This window comes from Microbacterium sp. P5_B6 (assembly GCF_056400345.1).
Map to the genome: position 1 here is coordinate 283,775 of NZ_JBFULL010000004.1, position 17,725 is coordinate 301,499.

A 17,725-nucleotide genomic window follows, 5' to 3' on the forward strand; every position below is an offset into this window, starting at 1 on the left:
AGCGGGCCGCCGCCCCGGGCCCTCGGTAGAATCGCCCGAGTGACCTCTGCCGCCACCGCTCCCCGCTTCGCGCTCGACATCGACGGGGTTCCGCGTCCGCTCCGGGCGCAGGCGCTGCTCGACGCCGTGCAGTCCCGTGTGGTGATCGCGGACGGTGCGATGGGCACGATGCTGCAGCGGCACGAGCCCTCGCTCGAGGACTACCTGCAGCTCGAGGGCTGCAACGAGATCCTGAACGTCTCGCGGCCCGACATGATCGGCGCCATCCACGACGAGTACCTCGCCGTCGGCATCGACGCCGTCGAGACGAACACGTTCGGCGCGAACTGGTCGAACCTCGGCGACTACGGCATCGAGCACCGGATCTCGGAGCTCGCCGAGGCCGGCGCCCGCATCGCGCGCGAGCGGGTCGAGGCGGCCCAGGCCGCCGACGGGCGCATGCGCTGGGTGCTCGGGTCGATGGGTCCAGGCACCAAGCTCCCGAGCCTCGGACACACGACCTACGAGAACCTCAAGCAGACCTTCGCGCTCCAGGCCGAGGGGCTCATCGACGGCGGCGCGGACGCCTTCCTCGTCGAGACCTCGCAGGACCTGCTGCAGACGAAGGCCGCGATCAACGGCTGTCGTCAGGCGATCGTCAGCCGCGGCATCCGTCTTCCGATCTTCGTCGAGGTGACGGTCGAGACGACCGGCACCATGCTCATGGGAAGCGAGATCGGCGCCGCGCTCACGGCGCTCGAACCGCTCGGAGTCGACGCGATCGGCCTCAACTGCGCGACCGGCCCCGACGAGATGAGCGAGCACCTGCGCCACCTCTCGAAGCACTCGGGGGTGCCGGTGGCGTGCATGCCCAACGCCGGCCTGCCGATCCTCACCGCGGACGGCGCGCACTATCCGCTGACCCCGGACGAACTCGCCCACGCCCACGAGCAGTTCGTGCGCGAGTTCGGGCTGGGACTGGTGGGCGGATGCTGTGGCACCACGCCCGAGCACCTCGCCGCGGTCGTCGAGCGGCTGCGTCCCCTCCAGTCGGTCGGATCGCGCGAACCTGTCGCGGAGCCGGGCGTAGCGTCGCTCTACCAGCACGTCCCGTTCGATCAGGATGCCTCGTACCTCGCGATCGGCGAGCGCACCAACGCGAACGGCTCGAAGGCCTTCCGCGAGGCGATGCTCGAGGAGCGATGGGACGACTGCGTCGAGATCGCGCGCAATCAGATCCGCGTCGGCGCGCACCTGCTGGACGTGTGCATCGACTACGTCGGGCGGGACGGTGTCGCCGACATCCGCGAGGTCGTGTCGCGGTTCGCGAGCGCCTCGACCCTGCCGCTCGTCATCGACTCGACCGAGCCGGCCGTCATCCAGGCAGGGCTCGAGCTCATCGGCGGCAGGCCCGTGGTCAACTCGGTCAACTACGAGGACGGCGACAGCCCCACGAGCCGCTTCGGGCGGATCATGCCGCTCGTCAAGGAGCATGGCACCGCCGTCATCGCGCTGACCATCGACGAGCAGGGCCAGGCCCGCACGGCCGACGAGAAGATGCGCATCGCGTCGCGGCTCGTCGACACTCTCGTGGGCGAGTGGGGCCTGAAGGTCAGCGACATCATCGTCGACTGCCTCACGTTCCCGATCGCGACGGGTCAGGAGGAGACGCGGCGCGACGCCATCGAGACGATCGAGGCGATCCGTCGGCTCACCGCGAAGTATCCCGGCATCCACACCACCCTCGGCGTTTCGAACGTGTCGTTCGGGCTCAACCCCGCGGCGCGCATGGTGCTGAACTCCGTCTTCCTGCATGAAGCGGTCGAGGCCGGGCTCGACTCGGGGATCATCGACGCCGCCAAGATCGTGCCCCTGGCGTCGGTGCCCGAAGAGCGCCGCAAGGTCGCACTCGACCTCGTGTGGGACCGCCGCGAGTACGACGCCGACGGCAACCTCACCTACGATCCGCTCGCGACCATGCTCGACCTGTTCGCCGGTGTCGACACCGCGGCCCTGCGTGATCAGCGGGCGGCCGAGCTCGCCGCCCTGCCCGTCGGCGAGCGGCTCGAACGCCGCATCATCGACGGCGAGGCGAAGGGTCTCGAGGCAGACCTCGACCTCGCGCGCGAGGGCGGGCTCACGGCGCTCCAGATCATCAACGACCACCTGCTCGAGGGCATGAAGATCGTCGGCGAGCGCTTCGGGTCGGGCGAGATGCAGCTGCCCTTCGTGCTGCAGTCGGCCGAGGTCATGAAGACCGCCGTCGCGCTGCTCGAGCCGCACATGGAGAAGGCGGATGCCTCGGGCAAGGGCCGCATCGTGCTCGCCACCGTCCGCGGCGACGTGCACGACATCGGCAAGAACCTCGTCGACATCATCCTGACCAACAACGGCTACGACGTCGTGAACCTCGGCATCAAACAGCCCATCGCCGATATCATCGCCGCCGCCGAAGAGCACAACGCCGACGTGATCGGCATGTCCGGGCTCCTCGTGAAGTCCACGGTCGTGATGAAGGAGAACCTGCACGAGCTGCAGACCCGCGGGCTCGCCGAGCGCTGGCCCGTCATCCTCGGCGGTGCAGCGCTCACCCGGGCGTACGTCGAGGACGACCTCGCCGGACTCTTCGACGGCAACGTCCGCTACGCCCGCGACGCGTTCGAGGGCCTCACGCTCATGGAGCCGCTGGTGCGGATCGCCCGCGGCGCCTCGCCCGACGAGGTCGGACTCCCACCCTTGAAGAAGCGCATCCACAAGGCGACGTCCCAGCTCACGCTGACCGAGCCCGAGGCGATGCCCGCACGATCGGATGTGGCATCCGACAATCCCGTGCCGGCGCCGCCCTTCTGGGGCACCCGCATCGTCAGGGGAGTGGCGCTCGCCGACTACGCCGCGTTCCTCGACGAGCGTGCGACGTTCATGGGGCAGTGGGGTCTCAAGCCCGGCCGGGGCGAGGGCGGCAAGTCGTACGAAGAGCTGGTCGAGCTCGAGGGCCGTCCCCGCCTGCGGTACTGGCTCGACCGGATCCTCGCCGAGGGGATGCTGGATCCCTCGATCGCGTACGGCTACTTCCCGGTCGTGTCCGAGGGCGACGACCTGATCGTCCTGCATCACGGAGACGACCCGTCCGGAGCCTTCGGCCACGCAGGGCTCCTCGCCCCGGACGGCGGCTCCGGCGGCGAGCCGGGCGCCGAGCGGCTGCGCTTCCACTTCCCGCGCCAGCGCCGCGACCGGCACCTGTGTCTCTCGGACTTCGTGCGCTCGAAGGACTCCGGCGCAGTGGACGTCCTGCCGATCCAGCTCGTGACCGCCGGTGCGCACATCGACCAGGTGACGGCGAAGCTGTTCGCGGCGAACGCCTATCGGGACTACTACGAGCTCAACGGGCTGGTCATGCAGCTGACCGAGGCGCTCGCCGAGTTCTGGCACGGACGCATCCGGTCCGAGCTCGGCTTCGCGGACGAGGACCCGAACAACGTCGCCGGGCTCTTCAAGCTGGAGTATCGCGGCGCGCGCTTCTCGCTCGGCTACCCCGCGTGCCCCGAGATGGAGGACCGCCGCAAGGTCGTCGAGCTGCTGCGGCCCGAGCGCATGGGAGTGGAGCTGAGCGAGGAGCTGCAGCTGCACCCCGAGCAGTCGACCGACGCGTTCGTGTTCCACCACCCCGAGGCGAAGTACTTCTCGGTCTAGCACCGGCTTCTCATCCCGGGCGGGTCGCAGGCAGCGCCTCTCCTAAGTCGGACGAATGCGCCGAATTCGGACGATTCACGCCGCCTGGTCCGATCGTCGTCCAATCTTCCGAAATGGGTGATCTGCCGACGCCGGGGCAGCGCTCCGAAGTCGGACAATGGCCCGAAAATCGGACGATCCAGGCCGGCTGGCCCCATATCCGGACGAGCGCGCCACAAGCCGGCGGGATGGCGCGCCAAAGTCGGACGAACGCGCCGAAGTCGGACGATTCGCCGCGGATCGTCCGACATTCCGGCAATCGTCCGATTTTGGTGATCTGTGGATGCTGCCCGCCGCGCCCCTGGTCAGGTCGCGGGCGGCGCGCCAAAGTCGGACGAACGCGCCGAAGTCGGACGATTCACGCCGGATCGTCCGACATTGCTGCAATCGTCCGACTTTGGTGATCTGTGGATGCTGCCGCTCCGCGCCGGGTGGGGTCGCGGGTGGAGGCGCGCGGGGTGGGCTGGCGGGGTGGTGCGCCAAAGTCGGACGAACGGGCCGAAGTCGGACGATTCACGCCGGATCGTCCGACATTGCTGCAATCGTCCGATTTCGGTGATCTGTGGATGCTGCGGCCCGGGCGCCGTGCGGGGTCGCGGGCGGTGCGCCAAAGTCGGAAGAACGCGCCGAAGTCGGACGATTGACGCCGGATCGTCCGACATTCCTGCAATCGTCCGATTTTGGTGATCTGTGGATGCTGCGGCCCGGGCGCCGGGCGGGGTCGGGGGTGGCGCGCGGGGTGGGCCGGCGGGGTGGTGCGCCAAAGTCGGAGGAATGCCCCGAAGTCGGACGATTCACGCCGGATCGTCCGACATTGCTGCAATCGTCCGATTTTGGTGATCGACGGATGCTGCGCTGAGGCGCCAGTCGGTCAGGACTCCTCGTCGTCCGCGGTGTCGCGGTCGGACTTCTCAGCGGGAATCTCGTCGGCACGCGGTCCGACGAAGTCTCCCGTGATCGTGTGCTCGCGCTCGACGTCCTTGATCACGTCGGTCTTGAGGTCGCTGGCTGGATTGCCGTCCTCCGGTGAGAGACGCGGAATCACAGAATCGCTCATCATGCCCCCCTCTTCGCGGCGGACGGATCCTCGGGTGAGGAGGGGTCGTCCTCCTCCGGCTCGAAGTTCGACGGCTCCCCGGTGTGGCCCGCCGCCACGCCATCGGGGGCCGGCGGGATCGTGCCGTCCTGCCCCAGACCGCCGGCCTTCTCGGTGCCGCTGTCGTCCGTGATCGGTTCGTCTGGATTGCCATTCATAGGATGCTCCTTCGTCGATGCCCGAAACGTACGGCCGCCTGCAGCTTCGCGGATCCCGCTTGACAAAGTCCCGACTGGTTCGTCGCTCGACGATCAGAGCCAGCGGCGGACGCGGGCACGGTACTCCCCGTACTCGTCGCCGAACTTCTCGCTGAGGTAGCGCTCCTCCGGGACGATCGCTCCCCACCAGAGCGCCAGGATGCCGACCGGCGTCAGGACGAGCGCCCAGAACGACGGCCAGAACAGAGCGAGGGCGACGTCGAAGGCGATGAGCCCGAGATACAGCGGATTCCGGCTCCAGCGAAAGGGCCCGCGGTCGAGGATCTTCCGCGTCGCTCCACCCGGCAGGAGCGCGGTGCGGCGGCGCGCCATGAGCACAAGGGCCCATCCGTTCCAGAGCGCGAACGCCGCGGTGAGCACGAGGGCGATGCTGCCCGAGGCCGCGGCGGGCAGCGCTACCGGATCGCCTGCGAAGGCAGTGAGAGCACAGCCGGCGACCAGGGGCACGCCCAGCGCCACAGGAGGCCAGATCCGGTAACCAGGCGCGTCCGCCATCCCGGCAGTGTAGCCAGCGACCGCCCGGGAAGGAACGGCGCCGGGTGTGAGAAGACGCCGAGGACTGACGCCCAGCCGCCGGAGGCCACCGCAGAGACCGAGACCCCGGGGACCGGGGCCGGTCCCAGGAGACCGGAGGCCAGACCAGGCGACCGCTGCTAGGCGACCGCGCCGCAGACTCCGCACTCTCCGGTTGCCGACACCTCGATGAAGCAGTTGGGGCACATGGCCCGCACCCGGTCGTCGTGCGTCGCGCGGCGCACGGGCGGGCGCTTCTCGGCGGGCGCACTCCGGCGTGCTGCCGATGCGCGACCCGGTGCGAGGGCGGCCGGTGCGACGGGCGCGGGGGCCGGCTTGTGGTCGATGCAGTAGAAGCGCACGAACCCACCGTGGTCGTTGGGGTGCCGATGCTTGACGGCCCACAGCTCGGTGCGCGGGTGCGGGGGAACGTCGTGACGACAGCCGGCGCAGCGCGCGTCCTCGCCGGGGGCGATCTCGGACACCAGCACGGGGCTCTCGAACGGCAGCGAGTCCCGCCAGTCTGCGCTCTCTACGACCCTCATGGCATGTCCTTCCTCGGGGCCCCAGACGAGGCCCTCATCAAGTGTGCATGACGTTCGCTGAGCATCTGACCGGTGGGCGCCGCTGCGAGAGGCGCGACGGGCTTCGCGCGCCGCAGCGAGGTCAGCACCGCCGGCCCGATGACGAGCAGCCCGATCGTGGTGGTGACGGCACGCAGGGTGTCCCACGTGAGGGTCGACGTGATGAGCGAGTAGAGGACGAAGCTCGCGAGATTCTGCCCGATCGGAGCGCCCGGTTCGTAGGAGATGCCCGTCTGGGTGCCGACGGCGAAGGGCCAGAACCACAGGTTCATCAGCAGCCCGAACGCGTAGGAGGCGAGGATGCCGTACCCGATGAGCATCACGATCTCCCCGCTACGAGGGAGCCGGACCGAGTGCCGCGGGCCGCGCGGCACCGGCACCCGCCGTCGTGGGAGCAGCCCGGCGCCCGCCCCCACCCAGGCGCACGCGAACATCTGAAACGGCGTCCATGGTCCGATGCCGCCCCACATGATCGATGACAGCGCGATCGTGAGCACGCCGAGGAGGAGGCCGAAGCGCGCCCCGAGGACGCGTCCGGCGAGGATCAGCAGGATGAACACGGCCTCGACCCCGCCGACGCCGGTTCCGACGATGCGAATGGCCGCGCCGATGGCCGCAAGGATGCCGAGCAGAGCGAGCGTGTGCGCCGACCGGACGGTCCCGTCGAGCGAGGCGAGCACCACCAGGATCGCCAGCGGCGCGAGCGCGAAGGCGGCGAACGGGACCGCCGCCTGTGCCTGAGCGGGCAGTGCCATCGCCGCGAACGGCCAGCAGAAGGCCGCGAGGGCGACGACGTTCGCGGCCACCAGGACGAGCGTCCCGCGACGCGAGTGCCGCCGCCGGCCGGTCTCTGCCGCCAGGGCGGGCGGGGGTGACGGCGACGTCACCACGGCGCGCGGCGGACGTGACGGCGAAACGGGGGAAGCGTCGCGAACGACCGGCACCGGCTCGCCGAGCCTTCCTTCCCGAAGGGGAAGGATGCTGTCCGCCAGCGCCGCCGCGAAGTCCCTGTCGTGGGTCGCGACGAGCACCGCCGCGCCGCCGTCGGCGAGTCGCGTGAGTGCTGCGGCGACGAGCCCTCGAGCGCGCGGGTCGAGTCCGCGGGTGGGCTCGTCGACGAGGAGAACCCGCGGCGATGACGACAGCTGCAGCGCGAGGGCCAGGCATCGCCGCTCACCCGAGGACAGATCGAGCGGGTGCCGTTCCGCCAGCGCAGTCAGGCCGAGGGAGTCGGCATTTACGCCCACGAGCAGAGCGAGCCGCCGCAGGGTCGTCCCGGCCGGCAGGCGGGCATGCCGGTCGGTCCGCCGGCATTCGGCCGCGACCGTGTCGCAGACGAAGAGGTCGTCCGAGGCATCGGGCACGAGGGCGACTCCGCCGAACGCCCGCCGCGCTGCTACCGGCGTGCCGTCCAGGGTGATGTCGGCGGCGGCATCCGGAAGCGCGATCCCCGCGAGCAGGCTCGACTTGCCTGCGCCGTTCGGTCCGACCAGGGCCGTGAGCTCCCCGGCGCGGAGGGTGAAGCTCGCGTCGCGGACGGACTCGCCGGCGTGGTGGCGAACGGTGAGTCCCCGGACGGTGAGGACGACCGGGCCCGGCTTCGCCGCACCGCGAGGGGTCAGCGCGGGCTCATCGGCGGGCGCCGCCTCGCCGAGCGACCCCTCGTTGATCGCAAGGCTCCGGTCGGCGACCTCCGTGAACTCGGCGGCGCGGTGCTCCGCGACCACCACGCAGACGCCGGCATCATGCGCGAGGGCACCCAGGAGTGCGACGATCCGCTCGCGATAGGCAGCGTCGAGGTCGGCGAGCGGCTCGTCGACCAGCAGGAGGATGGGGTGCTCCACGATGGCGGCGGCGATCGCGACGAGCGTCGCCTCGCCCGCCGACAGTCCGCGCAGCCGGCGGTCGAGCAGCGGACGGATGCCGACCGACTCGGCCACTTCGTCGACGCGGGCGGCGACGATCACCCGAGCGACCCCTCGCAGCTCCAGGGCGAGCCCGATCTCGTCGCGCACGCGCTCGCCCGCGAACGCCTCGCGCGGCTGCTGCAGGACGACGCCGACGCGCTGGGCGGTGTCGCGAGGCGGAACGGCGGTGCGGGCGTGACCGACGACGTCGAGGGTGCCCGTGATGGAGCCGCCGTCGATGTGCGTCAGGAGGCCGCTCAGCGCGCGCAGCACCGTCGACTTCCCCGACCCGGTGGCGCCGGACAGCACCGTGAGAGTGCCCGGCGCGAGCACGAGTTCGTCGATGCGAACCCCGGGTCCCCCGGCGTGCGCGACGCTGGCGCCCCGCACGATGACAGGCGCCTCGCAGTCGCCAGGCACGGAGGTGCCCGCGAACCCGCGCAGCTCCAGGGCGGCCGCCACGGCCGTCGCGCGTCCGAGGGTGCGCTCCAGTACGGGGGCGAGCACCCTCATGCCGCCGCGCTCGCCGCGCAGGCGCTGGGCGAAGCGCACCGAGCGCACGGCATCGGCGAGGGCCGGAAGAGCGCCCCATGCCACGGCGAGAGTCCGGGCGATTCCCCGCAGCGGGCCGCGCCGCGAGCCGCGCGCGAACAGCCGCGGCAGGTCGAGGAGAGCGTTGACGAGGCCGAAGGCGAGGATGGTCAGTGCGATCGGGAGCGCGCTGGCCGCAGCATCCCAGAGTCCCCCTGTGGTGACCGGACCGAGCAGCACGACGTGAGCGAACGGGGGAGCGAGGCGCACCGCCGGCAGCGGCAGGATGACGGCGCCTGCACCGTCGGCGCCGTGGAAGAGGACCCGATAGACGACCCGGACCGCGATGAATCCGACGGCGAGAGCCGCCGCCGCGCGCAGGGGTCCGGGTCGCAGGGTCACGGTCTCACGCGGCGGGCGTGGCGGGCTCGCCGTTCAGGCTGAACAGCAGCGCGATGCTCTGGCCGGGCTCGACCTGCAACGTCGAGAGGCCCTCCTGGGCGTACTCCCACTCGCCGCCCTCGGGCTGCACCCACAGCGCCCAGTAGGCGAAGGCGGCGGGCATCGCTTCGCACGTCTCGAAGTAGTCGGAGCCGTCTTCGGCAGTCAGTGCGAAGTCCTCGGCCGGCACGCCGTTGACGCGGCAGACCACCTGATCGCCGTACTCGTCGGTGCCTTCGGTGGTGACGCCCGCCTCGTCGAGCGCGTCGCTCGCCGCGATCGCCGAATCGGTCTCGATGCACGTCTCCTGCGAGGGGTCGTCGTCGAGATCGAGGGCGCTCGCGTCGACCACGACCATGACCCCCTCGCACGCGCCGTCGACGGCCGCACTGGCGGACGAATCGGCGGTGGCCGACGGCTCGCCGGCGGAGGGAGTGGACGAGCAGGCGGCGAGGGTGAGCAGCAGGGCGGCGGCAGAGGCAGCGGCGAGAGTGCGCAGTGTCGTAGTCATCACTCCAGGCTACGGCCGTGCCCGAGGTGTGTCTGTCCGGATGACGAGCGATGGAGAGCGCCTCGCCGTAGGCTGGCGCGGTGAGCGTTTCCGAGCTGTTCGACGAGGCCGAATGGATGCCGGCCCCCGGCAGCGAGGCCTACACCGACATCACCTCCCATGTGTCGAGAGACGCTCGCATCGCGCGCATCGCCTTCGACCGGCCCGAGGTGCGCAACGCCTTCCGGCCCCACTCGGTCGACGAGCTCTATCGCGCTCTCGACATCGCGCGCCAGGATCCCCGAATCGGCGTCGTGCTGCTGACCGGCAACGGCCCCAGCCCGAAGGACGGCGGCTGGGCCTTCTGCTCGGGGGGCGACCAGCGGATCCGCGGGCGCGACGGCTACAAGTACGAGGGCGGCGACCCTGCCGGCGCATCAGAGACCGGAGGGGGAGGAGTGGATGCTGCGCGTACAGGGCGACTCCACATCCTCGAGGTGCAGCGGCTCGTCCGGTTCATGCCCAAGGTCGTCATCGCGGTGGTCCCGGGGTGGGCGGCGGGCGGCGGCCACTCTCTCCACGTCGTCTGCGACCTGACGATCGCCAGCGCCGAGCACGGCCGCTTCAAGCAGACCGACGCCGACGTGGGGTCGTTCGACGCGGGATACGGCTCCGCCTACTTCGCCCGTCAGATCGGGCAGAAGTTCGCGCGTGAGGTGTTCTTCCTCGCGGAGGAGTACTCGGCGCAGCGGGCCTACGAGATGGGCGCCGTCAACCGGGTCGTGCCACACACCGACCTGGAGCGGGAAGCCCTGGCGATGGCCCGCACGATCCTCACGAAGTCTCCGACCGCCGTGCGCATGCTGAAGTTCGCCTTCAACGCCGTCGACGACGGAATGGTGGGCCAGCAGGTCTTCGCGGGCGAGGCCACGCGCCTCGCCTACGGCACCGACGAGGCCGTCGAGGGGCGGGATTCGTTCCTCGAGAAGCGCGACCCGGACTGGTCGCCCTATCCGTGGCACTATTGACCCGCACCCGATCGCGGTGCGCACCTGGCGCTCACCCCGGCGCCGCCTGACATCGAGCGGGCAGCGTCCCGCGCCGCCGGCTGAGAAGTGCTCCACCCATGCAGCTTGAACCCGTCATAGGCGATGACCCGCGCGAGATCCTCCGGGCGCTGAAGGCCGCCATCCACGGCGCCGGTCCTGCGCTCGGACTCGGGATGGTGCGGCCCATCCCGGCATCGGTCCGGGCGGGTACCGCCGTCGTGGTCACGACCTCCGGGTCGACCGGCATCCCGAAGAGCGTGATCCTCAGCCGCGACGCACTGACGGCGGGCGCTCTTGCCACCGCCGACCGCATCGGCGAGGGAGCGTGGCTGCTCGCGCTGCCCGCGAGCTACGTCGCAGGCATGCAGGTGCTCGTGCGGGCAATCGTGTCGGGGCGGGAGCCGGGGATCGTGAGCGGGCCGTTCTCGCCGAAGGCATTCGCCGCCGCAGCGCTCACGATGGTCGGAAGCGTCGGCGGCACGCGCATCCCGACCTACACGTCGCTCGTGCCCGCGCAGCTCTCGCGCCTGCTCGACGCCGCCGCCGACGACCCGGCGGTGGCCGCCGCTCTGCGCTCGTTCGAGACGATCCTCGTCGGCGGGCAGGCGCTTCCTCCCATCATCATGGAACGCGCAGAGGCGCTGGGCGCCCGCATCGTGCGGACGTACGGCTCGACCGAGACGAGCGGCGGGTGCGTCTACGACGGCCGTCCGCTCGGCGGTGTCGGCGTGCGGATCGCGGACAGCGAGGTGCAGATCTCGGGGCCGACGCTCGCCGACGGCTATCTCGGCGAGCCCGAGGCGACGGATGCCGCCTTCCGCCAGGACGACGGCCGACGGTGGTATCGCACCGGCGACGCCGGCCTCATCGAGGATGGATTGCTGCGCGTGCGGGGCCGGATGGACAACGTGATCGTGTCGGGCGGGGTGAACATCTCACTCGATCGGGTCGAGCGGGTCGTGCGCTCGGTGCCCGGCCTCGCGACCGCCGTGGTCGTGGGTGTGCCGGATGCCCAGTGGGGAGAGGCATCCATCGTCGTCGCGCCACGAGGAGAAGCTCTCCGCCGCAGCGAGTCCGTGCAGCTCGAAGAGGCGCGCACGGCGGTCGCCGCCGAGATCGGGCCGTACGCGCGGCCGGCCCGGCTCGTGCTGGTCGATGAGCTGGCGACACTGCCCTCCGGCAAGCCCGATCGCGAGGCGATCCGCCGGGCACTGGCGACCCTGCGCTGAGACGACTTCGGGCTGAGGCGCCTCAGCCCGACTTGTCGGCGACGCAGAAGCGATTGCCCTCGGTGTCCTCGAGGACGATCCAGTCGGCGTCCTCCGGATAGTCGTGCCAGTCGACCTCTCGTGCGCCGATGCCGAGAAGTCGCTCCACCTCTGCAGCCTGATCGTCGGCGTACAGATCCAGGTGGATGCGCGGGGGATAGTGCTGCGGATACCCGGTCACCGAGAGCGCGATACTCGCGCCGGGCGCGCTCCAATGCTCTTTATAGGGCGGATCCAGCACGACCCAGTCCTCCGTCGGCTCGAGCCGGTTGACGTACCCGAGGGCGGCGCGCCAGAACGCCCCTGCACGATCGATGTCCTCTACGGTCAGCACGACCGTTCCGAAGCTCAGCATCCTTCATTGTGACGAGGGCGACGGATGCCGCGCACAGGGTTGCGCACCGCGCCTGACGATGTCACAGGCCACGGGCATCTAGGATTTGCAGACGTGGCAGGCACCCCGAGCAAGAACCGCAAGCGGACCCCGGCGAAGAAGCAGGTCGCGCGAGGCAATCCGCAGAAGCCCGTGCAGACGCGCGACCCGCGTCACGTCGAGAAGGCGACCGCGCGCGACTGGATCGGCGCAGCGCGGCTGCGGACGCTCCCGCTCGCTGTAACCCCGATCCTCATCGGCACGGGCGCCGCCCACCTCGTCGACGGGCTCTTCCACTGGGTGATCGCGCTGTTCTGCCTGATCGTGTCGGTCAGCCTGCAGATCGGCGTCAACTACGCCAACGACTACAGCGACGGCATCCGCGGCACCGACGACTTCCGCGTCGGCCCGTCACGTCTGACCGCGTCGCGCAAGGCGAAGCCGCGCTCGGTGCTGATCGTGGCGCTCGTGTTCTTCGCGATCGCGGCCGTGGCCGGCCTCGCCATCGTCATCCGCACACAGCAGTGGTGGCTCCTCGCGGTGGGAGCCGTCTGCATCCTCGCCGCCTGGTTCTACACCGGCGGCAAGCGGCCGTATGGCTACTACGGCCTCGGCGAAGTCGTCGTGTTCGTCTTCTTCGGCCTGGTCGCGACGGCCGGCACAGCGTTCGTCCAGGTGCTCTCGGTGCCGCAGGAGGCCTGGTTCGGCGGCGTGGGAGCAGGTCTCCTCGCGTGCGCCGTGCTGCTGGCCAACAACCTCCGCGACATCGATCAGGACCGCTTGGCGCACAAGCGCACGCTGACGGTCCTCATCGGCCGGCGGTGGACCCGGGTGCTCTTCACCGTCTTCGTCCTGGCGCCGTTCGGCATCGCGATCTTCCTCGCGCTGTTCTACCCGATCGCGTGGCTCGCGCTCATGGCGCTGCTTGCGGCGCTGCCGGCGATCCTCATCGTCTGGACGTACCGGCTGCCGAAGGAGCTCGTGATCGCCCTGGCGCTGACCTCGCTCACGTCGGTCGCCTACGGTGCCGCGCTGCTCTGGGCTTTCATCGGCTGAGACTCGAGCGTCAGCTCTCCGGGTCGGCGTCGACCGCGGCATCCTCCACGTCTTCATCGGTGTCTGTGCGGCGGGTGCGCTCGCGCCGAGCGGCGAGGCCCGCCGAGACATCCTCGAGCGGGCGGCGCAGGAACAGCAGCGAGAGACTCAGCCCGATCAGCGCGGCGAAGAGCGCCGCGAGCCAATAGAGCTCTTGGAAGACGGGGAAGAGCATCAGGATCCCGAACGGGACGAAGAACGCGAGCAGCCGCATCACGGTGTAGAAGAGGGCGGAGCGGGTTTTCACCCTCTCATCCTAAATTGGCCGCTCCCAGGTCCCGGTTCGGTATCGACAGGCCATGTCCAGCCCACGCGCCTAGGATGGGAGTGTGCCGAAGGTGCTGCTGATCATGGCCCTGGTGGCGACTGCGTTCTGGGTCTTCACCATCGTCGACTGCGCCGTTCAGCCGGCCATCCGCCACCGCGGTGTGCCGAAGCCCGTCTGGCTGGTCATCGTCGTGCTGCTTCCGGTGCTCGGCGGCATCCTCTGGTTCGTCGTGGGCCGCTCACGCGAGACGGCCGCCACCCTGCGACGTGCACCTGACGACGACCCCGAGTTCCTCGGCAAGATCGGCACGATCAGCGATCAGGATGAGCGCATCCGACGCCTCGAGGAAGAGCTCGCGCAGCTCGACGCCGAGGGGGACGATCCTCGCTGGACTCACCCCGACGGCCCGGCCGGGGGCACGATCGCCGCCGCCGCTGAGCCGCCTGCCGAGGCCGCAACCCCGCCCGAGCCGACGACTCACACCCCAACCCCCGAAGCCGACGACGACACCCGCGGTCAGCGCGGCGTCGCCGGCTGACCAATGGATCCCGAGGCCGACGGCGAGCGCGACACCCCGCCCGCGGCTGAGTCGTGTGAGGACAGCCGCGCGCATCCCTCGCCGGCGACCGACGCTGCGGCGGCCCTCCTCGGAGCCCTCGTCGAGCAGGGCGTCCGCCACGTCGTCCTGAGTCCCGGCTCCCGCTCCCAGTCGATCGCCCTCGTCGCCGCCGAGCTCGAGCGTCGCGGCGTGCTGTCGCTGCACGTGCGCATCGACGAGCGCGTGGCGGCGTTCACCGCCCTCGGCATCGGACGCGAGACCCGGATGCCGGCAGCCGTCGTCTGCACGTCGGGCACTGCCGCCGCGAACCTGCTGCCGGCCTCCCTCGAAGCGCACCACGCCGGCGTGCCCCTCCTGCTGCTGACCGCCGACCGTCCGCCCGAGCTGCGCGGCGTCGGAGCCAACCAGACCACCCGGCAGCCCGGCATGTTCTCGCCGAGCACGCGTTTCGAGGCGGACCTCCCCGTCCCCGAGGCGACGGATGCCGAGGGGGGCGCCGAGCAGAGCCTCATGCTCCGCGAGGTGGCCGAGCAGGCGGTCTCGGCTGCGCTGGGAGCGGGCACGCGCTCGCCCGGCCCGGTGCACCTCAACCTTCCCTTCCGCGAGCCCCTCGCCGGAGACCTTCCGGGGTGGCTCACCACCCCCGTCGCCGAGCTGACGGTCGAACCCGACGAGAACCCCGATGCGGCTCCCGTCGAGCCCGAGGCGGTCCCTGATCCCTCGGGCGCGCTGTACCAGGGCGGCGGCGGCATCGGAGAGGCCGATCTCCCGATCGAGCCCGAGGATCAGCCCTTCCTCCTTCCGCGAGGACCCCGCACGGTCGTCATCGCGGGCGCGGATGCCGGACCGGATGCCGAGGCTCTGGCGTACGCGGGCGGCTGGCCCCTCATCGCGGAGATCGTCAGCGGCGCGCGCTTCGGGCGCCTCGTCGTGCACGGCTACCGCGAGCTCCTCGCCGTTCCCGACCTCGGCGGGCGCATCGAGAGGGCCGTCGTGCTCGGCCACCCGACTCTCAGCCGAGAGGTGGCCGCGCTGCTCGGCGACCCGGAGGTCGAGGTCTTCGCCCTCCGCGGACCGGGGGAGCCCCTCAATCTGAACGGGGTCACGACACCCCTCGACACGATCGGCGTCGCGCCCGGCGACACCGATCGCGCCTGGCTCGAAGGGTGGCTGCGAGCGTCGCGCGAGGCATCCGTCGATCTCACTCCTGCGGCTCCTGACGCCGCCGCACTCGCCTCCGCCGTCCCCGGTGAGCGCCTGGGTGCGATCGCCGCCGAGCTCGAGGCCATCCGCGCACCACTCGACCGGGTCGGCCTGGTCGACGCCGTCTGGCGTGCGACCTGGCCGCACGACCGGCTCGTCTTCGGGTCGTCGCGGCTCGTGCGCGTCGCCGATGCGGTGCTCGGCGGCAAGAAGGTCCCGGTGCACGCGAACCGCGGCCTCGCGGGCATCGACGGCACGATCGCCACCGCATTCGGCATCGCTCTCGCGAGCCAGTCCGGCGCACGCGCGGGTGTCACGCGGGTGCTGCTCGGCGACCTCGCATTCCTGCACGACGTCGGCGCCCTGCTGCGAGCTCCGCGCGAGCCCGAGCCGAGGATCCAGCTCGTCGTCGGCAACGACGGCGGCGGCACGATCTTCGACGGACTCGAGGTCGCGGAGGTCGCCGGACCCGAGGCGATGGACCGCGTGCTCTACACGCCGCACGCCGTCGGCCTCGAGCAGCTCGCGCTCGCCTATGGCTGGAGCTACGAGAGGGTGTCGACGCGCGCCGCGCTCGATCAGGCGCTGACCTCCGCGGGCGGCGGATGCCGCATCATCGAGGTTCCGCTCGCACGCTGACGGAGGGATGCCCGGATCGGCGTCGCCGTCAAGACCTCGCCCCGGATCAGGCCCGCACGCCATGATGGGGCCATGAGCTCCAAAGGCCAGCATTACTGGACCAAAGACACGTCCCAGCTTCTGCGCGTCGGCGAAGGCTTCCGCCTCGCCGACGTCGATCCCTCCTCGAGCCCCGGCTACGCCGGCGGCAAGAAGGAGGGGAAGTCCGATCTCGTGGATGGCGCCGAGAAGATGGGCCCGCTGCAGGAGCGCCTCTACGCGGAGAGCAGATCGGATGCGACTGATGCGTCTGTGCTCCTGGTGCTGCAGGCCCTGGACTCCGCGGGAAAGGGCGGGATCATCCGCTACGTCGTCGGCACGGTCGACCCTCAGGGGATCACGATCGCCGCATTCAAGGCGCCGTCAGAGGAAGAGCTGAAGCATGACTTCCTGTGGCGCTTCGAGAAGCGGCTTCCCACGCCCGGGCTCATCGGAGTGTTCGACCGGTCGTATTACGAGGACGTCCTGATCGCGCGGGTCCGCAAGCTGGCGCCGGCGAAGGAGATCGAACGCCGCTACGGGGCGATCGTGGACTTCGAGAAGCAGCTCACCGACTCCGGCACCCGCATCGTGAAGGTCATGCTGCACATCTCGTCGGACGAGCAGAAGAGGCGGCTGCGTCGGCGTCTCAACCGGCCTGACAAGCACTGGAAGTTCAATCCCACCGACATCGACGAGCGCGGGCGCTGGGACGAGTACATGGACGCCTACCAGATCGCGCTCGAACGCACGTCCAGCGAGCACGCGCCGTGGTACGTCGTCCCGGCCGACCACAAGTGGTACGCCCGCGTCGCTGTGCAGGAGCTGCTCACCGAGGCGCTCGAAGACATCGACCCCCAGTGGCCGAAGGCCACGTACGACATCGAGGCGGAGAAGAAGCGCCTCGCGGCGACCTGACGAGGACGCGAGACGTCGGGGTCACGCGATCCCGCGAGCGGCCCAGGCTGTCACCTCGAGGGTGAAGGGGCCGTGTGGAAAGCGGGTGCGCGCAGCGGCGCGCACCCGCTCGCGCTCCGCGTCGTCCAGTGCGGCCAGCTGCCTGCCGGCGGGCGCGACGCCCAGCGTGTAGGGCTCCCACCAGTCGTCGAAGCCGTCGAAGGACTGCGTGACGCTCACTTCGCCTTCGGCGACGTCGCTGCAGCCGGCGTCCTCGAGGAGCGCTGCCAGCCGACCGCCCCCCGCCCCCGGCCGATCGCGCTCGTCGTCGGCTGCTCCCGTGACCTCGCGAAGTGCGGCGAAGAAGCGCGACTGGGGCGCTCGTCCGCCCTCGAAGTCCCAGACGCACGCGGCGACCACGCCGCCTTCCCGTGTCACGCGCCGCATCTCTCGCAGACCCGCGACGGGGTCGGTCATGAAATGCACGACCAGTTCGGCGAGCGCCGCAGTGAAGACGTGGTCGTCATACGGAAGGTCCTCGGCGTGGCCGTGGCGCACGTCGGCCCACGGGAAGCGCGAGGCGACCGCGGCGACGAAGCTCGCCGACGGATCGACGGCGGCGACTTCGCTCTCGCCGTACCGCCGCGCGAGCACCGAGGTCAGCGCCCCTGTCCCGCAGCCCACATCCAGCACGCGGCCGCCCTCCGCCGGCCGGGCGAAGTCGGCGAAGACGTCTGCGAGCGGCACCGAGTACCGCCCCATGAATCGGTCGTAGGCCTCCGCCGCCACATCGAACGACATGCGCGGCAGTCTAGGCCGCCGCATCCGGAGCCGAAAGATCCTCGCCTCGAATAGTAGTTGACGTGAT

16 protein-coding genes are annotated in these 17,725 nt (G+C 70.7%); 7 read left to right on the forward strand and 9 right to left on the reverse strand.

The annotated features are described in order from the left end of the window. The first annotated feature begins 39 nt into the window (after positions 1 to 39). Positions 40 to 3,669: a methionine synthase gene (gene metH / locus AC1DP3_RS07830; protein ID WP_477292592.1), complete on the forward strand. Its 3,630-nt coding sequence runs from the start codon at positions 40 to 42 to the stop codon at positions 3,667 to 3,669. A 910-nt stretch (positions 3,670 to 4,579) separates the two neighbouring features. Here the strand turns inward: metH and AC1DP3_RS07835 are convergent. From AC1DP3_RS07835 to AC1DP3_RS07860, 6 genes are all read right to left on the reverse strand, one after another. Beyond that, on the reverse strand, positions 4,580 to 4,765 hold the full coding sequence (locus AC1DP3_RS07835) for a hypothetical protein (protein ID WP_477292593.1): 186 nt from the start codon (positions 4,763 to 4,765) through the stop codon (positions 4,580 to 4,582). Beyond that, positions 4,765 to 4,962 (reverse strand): hypothetical protein, encoded by a 198-nt coding sequence (locus AC1DP3_RS07840; RefSeq protein ID WP_477292594.1) that lies wholly within the window; start codon positions 4,960 to 4,962, stop codon positions 4,765 to 4,767. Before AC1DP3_RS07840 ends, AC1DP3_RS07835 begins: the two co-directional genes overlap by 1 nt. 93 nt (positions 4,963 to 5,055) lie before the next feature. Beyond that, positions 5,056 to 5,517, reverse strand: a complete 462-nt coding sequence (locus AC1DP3_RS07845) for a methyltransferase family protein (protein WP_477292595.1) — start codon at positions 5,515 to 5,517, stop codon at positions 5,056 to 5,058. A gap of 158 nt (positions 5,518 to 5,675) precedes the next feature. Beyond that, positions 5,676 to 6,080 (reverse strand): glucose-6-phosphate dehydrogenase, encoded by a 405-nt coding sequence (locus tag AC1DP3_RS07850; protein ID WP_477292596.1) that lies wholly within the window; start codon positions 6,078 to 6,080, stop codon positions 5,676 to 5,678. Further along, entirely contained in the window at positions 6,077 to 8,959 is a 2,883-nt protein-coding gene (locus tag AC1DP3_RS07855; RefSeq protein WP_477292597.1) for an ATP-binding cassette domain-containing protein, read from the reverse strand. Before AC1DP3_RS07855 ends, AC1DP3_RS07850 begins: the two co-directional genes overlap by 4 nt. Positions 8,960 to 8,963: 4 nt before the next feature. Continuing rightward, positions 8,964 to 9,509: a hypothetical protein gene (locus tag AC1DP3_RS07860; protein ID WP_477292598.1), complete on the reverse strand. Its 546-nt coding sequence runs from the start codon at positions 9,507 to 9,509 to the stop codon at positions 8,964 to 8,966. An 80-nt stretch (positions 9,510 to 9,589) separates the two neighbouring features. Here AC1DP3_RS07860 and AC1DP3_RS07865 point away from each other — a divergent pair, with 80 nt between their 5' ends. Then, positions 9,590 to 10,516 carry a 1,4-dihydroxy-2-naphthoyl-CoA synthase gene (locus AC1DP3_RS07865; RefSeq protein ID WP_477292599.1) on the forward strand — a complete coding sequence of 309 codons (927 nt, stop codon included), beginning with the start codon at positions 9,590 to 9,592 and terminating at the stop codon, positions 10,514 to 10,516. Between the two features lie 98 nt (positions 10,517 to 10,614). Continuing rightward, positions 10,615 to 11,766, forward strand: coding sequence for an AMP-binding protein (locus AC1DP3_RS07870; protein ID WP_477292600.1), 1,152 nt, complete (start codon positions 10,615 to 10,617; stop codon positions 11,764 to 11,766). 22 nt (positions 11,767 to 11,788) lie between these two features. Here AC1DP3_RS07870 and AC1DP3_RS07875 read toward each other — a convergent pair whose 3' ends face one another. Next, positions 11,789 to 12,160 carry a VOC family protein gene (locus AC1DP3_RS07875; protein WP_477292601.1) on the reverse strand — a complete coding sequence of 124 codons (372 nt, stop codon included), beginning with the start codon at positions 12,158 to 12,160 and terminating at the stop codon, positions 11,789 to 11,791. 93 nt (positions 12,161 to 12,253) lie between these two features. On the opposite strand from AC1DP3_RS07875, the gene AC1DP3_RS07880 reads away from it, so the two are divergent. Then, the gene (locus AC1DP3_RS07880; RefSeq protein ID WP_477292602.1) at positions 12,254 to 13,234 is read left to right on the forward strand and encodes a 1,4-dihydroxy-2-naphthoate polyprenyltransferase; all 981 of its coding nucleotides are present in this window, start codon (positions 12,254 to 12,256) and stop codon (positions 13,232 to 13,234) included. Between the two features lie 10 nt (positions 13,235 to 13,244). On the opposite strand, the gene AC1DP3_RS07885 is transcribed toward AC1DP3_RS07880, so the two are convergent. Then, the gene (locus AC1DP3_RS07885) at positions 13,245 to 13,520 is read right to left on the reverse strand and encodes a DUF4229 domain-containing protein (RefSeq protein ID WP_477292603.1); all 276 of its coding nucleotides are present in this window, start codon (positions 13,518 to 13,520) and stop codon (positions 13,245 to 13,247) included. Positions 13,521 to 13,602: 82 nt separating this feature from the next. On the opposite strand from AC1DP3_RS07885, the gene AC1DP3_RS07890 reads away from it, so the two are divergent. The 3 genes from AC1DP3_RS07890 (at position 13,603) to AC1DP3_RS07900 (ending at position 16,878) form a co-directional block, all read left to right on the forward strand. After that, positions 13,603 to 14,079, forward strand: a complete 477-nt coding sequence (locus tag AC1DP3_RS07890; protein ID WP_477292604.1) for a PLDc N-terminal domain-containing protein — start codon at positions 13,603 to 13,605, stop codon at positions 14,077 to 14,079. A 3-nt stretch (positions 14,080 to 14,082) separates the two neighbouring features. Continuing rightward, on the forward strand, positions 14,083 to 15,942 hold the full coding sequence (gene menD, locus AC1DP3_RS07895) for a 2-succinyl-5-enolpyruvyl-6-hydroxy-3-cyclohexene-1-carboxylic-acid synthase (RefSeq protein ID WP_477292605.1): 1,860 nt from the start codon (positions 14,083 to 14,085) through the stop codon (positions 15,940 to 15,942). A gap of 72 nt (positions 15,943 to 16,014) precedes the next feature. Continuing rightward, entirely contained in the window at positions 16,015 to 16,878 is an 864-nt protein-coding gene (locus AC1DP3_RS07900; RefSeq protein WP_477292606.1) for a PPK2 family polyphosphate kinase, read from the forward strand. A gap of 21 nt (positions 16,879 to 16,899) precedes the next feature. Here the strand turns inward: AC1DP3_RS07900 and AC1DP3_RS07905 are convergent, their stop codons facing one another. Further along, the gene (locus AC1DP3_RS07905) at positions 16,900 to 17,658 is read right to left on the reverse strand and encodes a class I SAM-dependent methyltransferase (protein WP_477292607.1); all 759 of its coding nucleotides are present in this window, start codon (positions 17,656 to 17,658) and stop codon (positions 16,900 to 16,902) included. Positions 17,659 to 17,725 lie beyond the last annotated feature (67 nt).

Coding starts and splice junctions, on each gene's coding strand:
- AC1DP3_RS07835 (WP_477292593.1), bottom strand. CDS start 4,765: ATGAGCGATTCTGTGATTCCGCGTCTCTCACCGGAGGACGGCAATCCA.
- AC1DP3_RS07840 (WP_477292594.1), bottom strand. CDS start 4,962: ATGAATGGCAATCCAGACGAACCGATCACGGACGACAGCGGCACCGAG.
- AC1DP3_RS07845 (WP_477292595.1), bottom strand. CDS start 5,517: ATGGCGGACGCGCCTGGTTACCGGATCTGGCCTCCTGTGGCGCTGGGC.
- AC1DP3_RS07850 (WP_477292596.1), bottom strand. CDS start 6,080: ATGAGGGTCGTAGAGAGCGCAGACTGGCGGGACTCGCTGCCGTTCGAG.
- AC1DP3_RS07860 (WP_477292598.1), bottom strand. CDS start 9,509: ATGACTACGACACTGCGCACTCTCGCCGCTGCCTCTGCCGCCGCCCTG.
- AC1DP3_RS07870 (WP_477292600.1), top strand. CDS start 10,615: ATGCAGCTTGAACCCGTCATAGGCGATGACCCGCGCGAGATCCTCCGG.
- AC1DP3_RS07875 (WP_477292601.1), bottom strand. CDS start 12,160: ATGCTGAGCTTCGGAACGGTCGTGCTGACCGTAGAGGACATCGATCGT.
- menD (WP_477292605.1), top strand. CDS start 14,083: ATGGATCCCGAGGCCGACGGCGAGCGCGACACCCCGCCCGCGGCTGAG.
- AC1DP3_RS07900 (WP_477292606.1), top strand. CDS start 16,015: ATGAGCTCCAAAGGCCAGCATTACTGGACCAAAGACACGTCCCAGCTT.
- AC1DP3_RS07905 (WP_477292607.1), bottom strand. CDS start 17,658: ATGTCGTTCGATGTGGCGGCGGAGGCCTACGACCGATTCATGGGGCGG.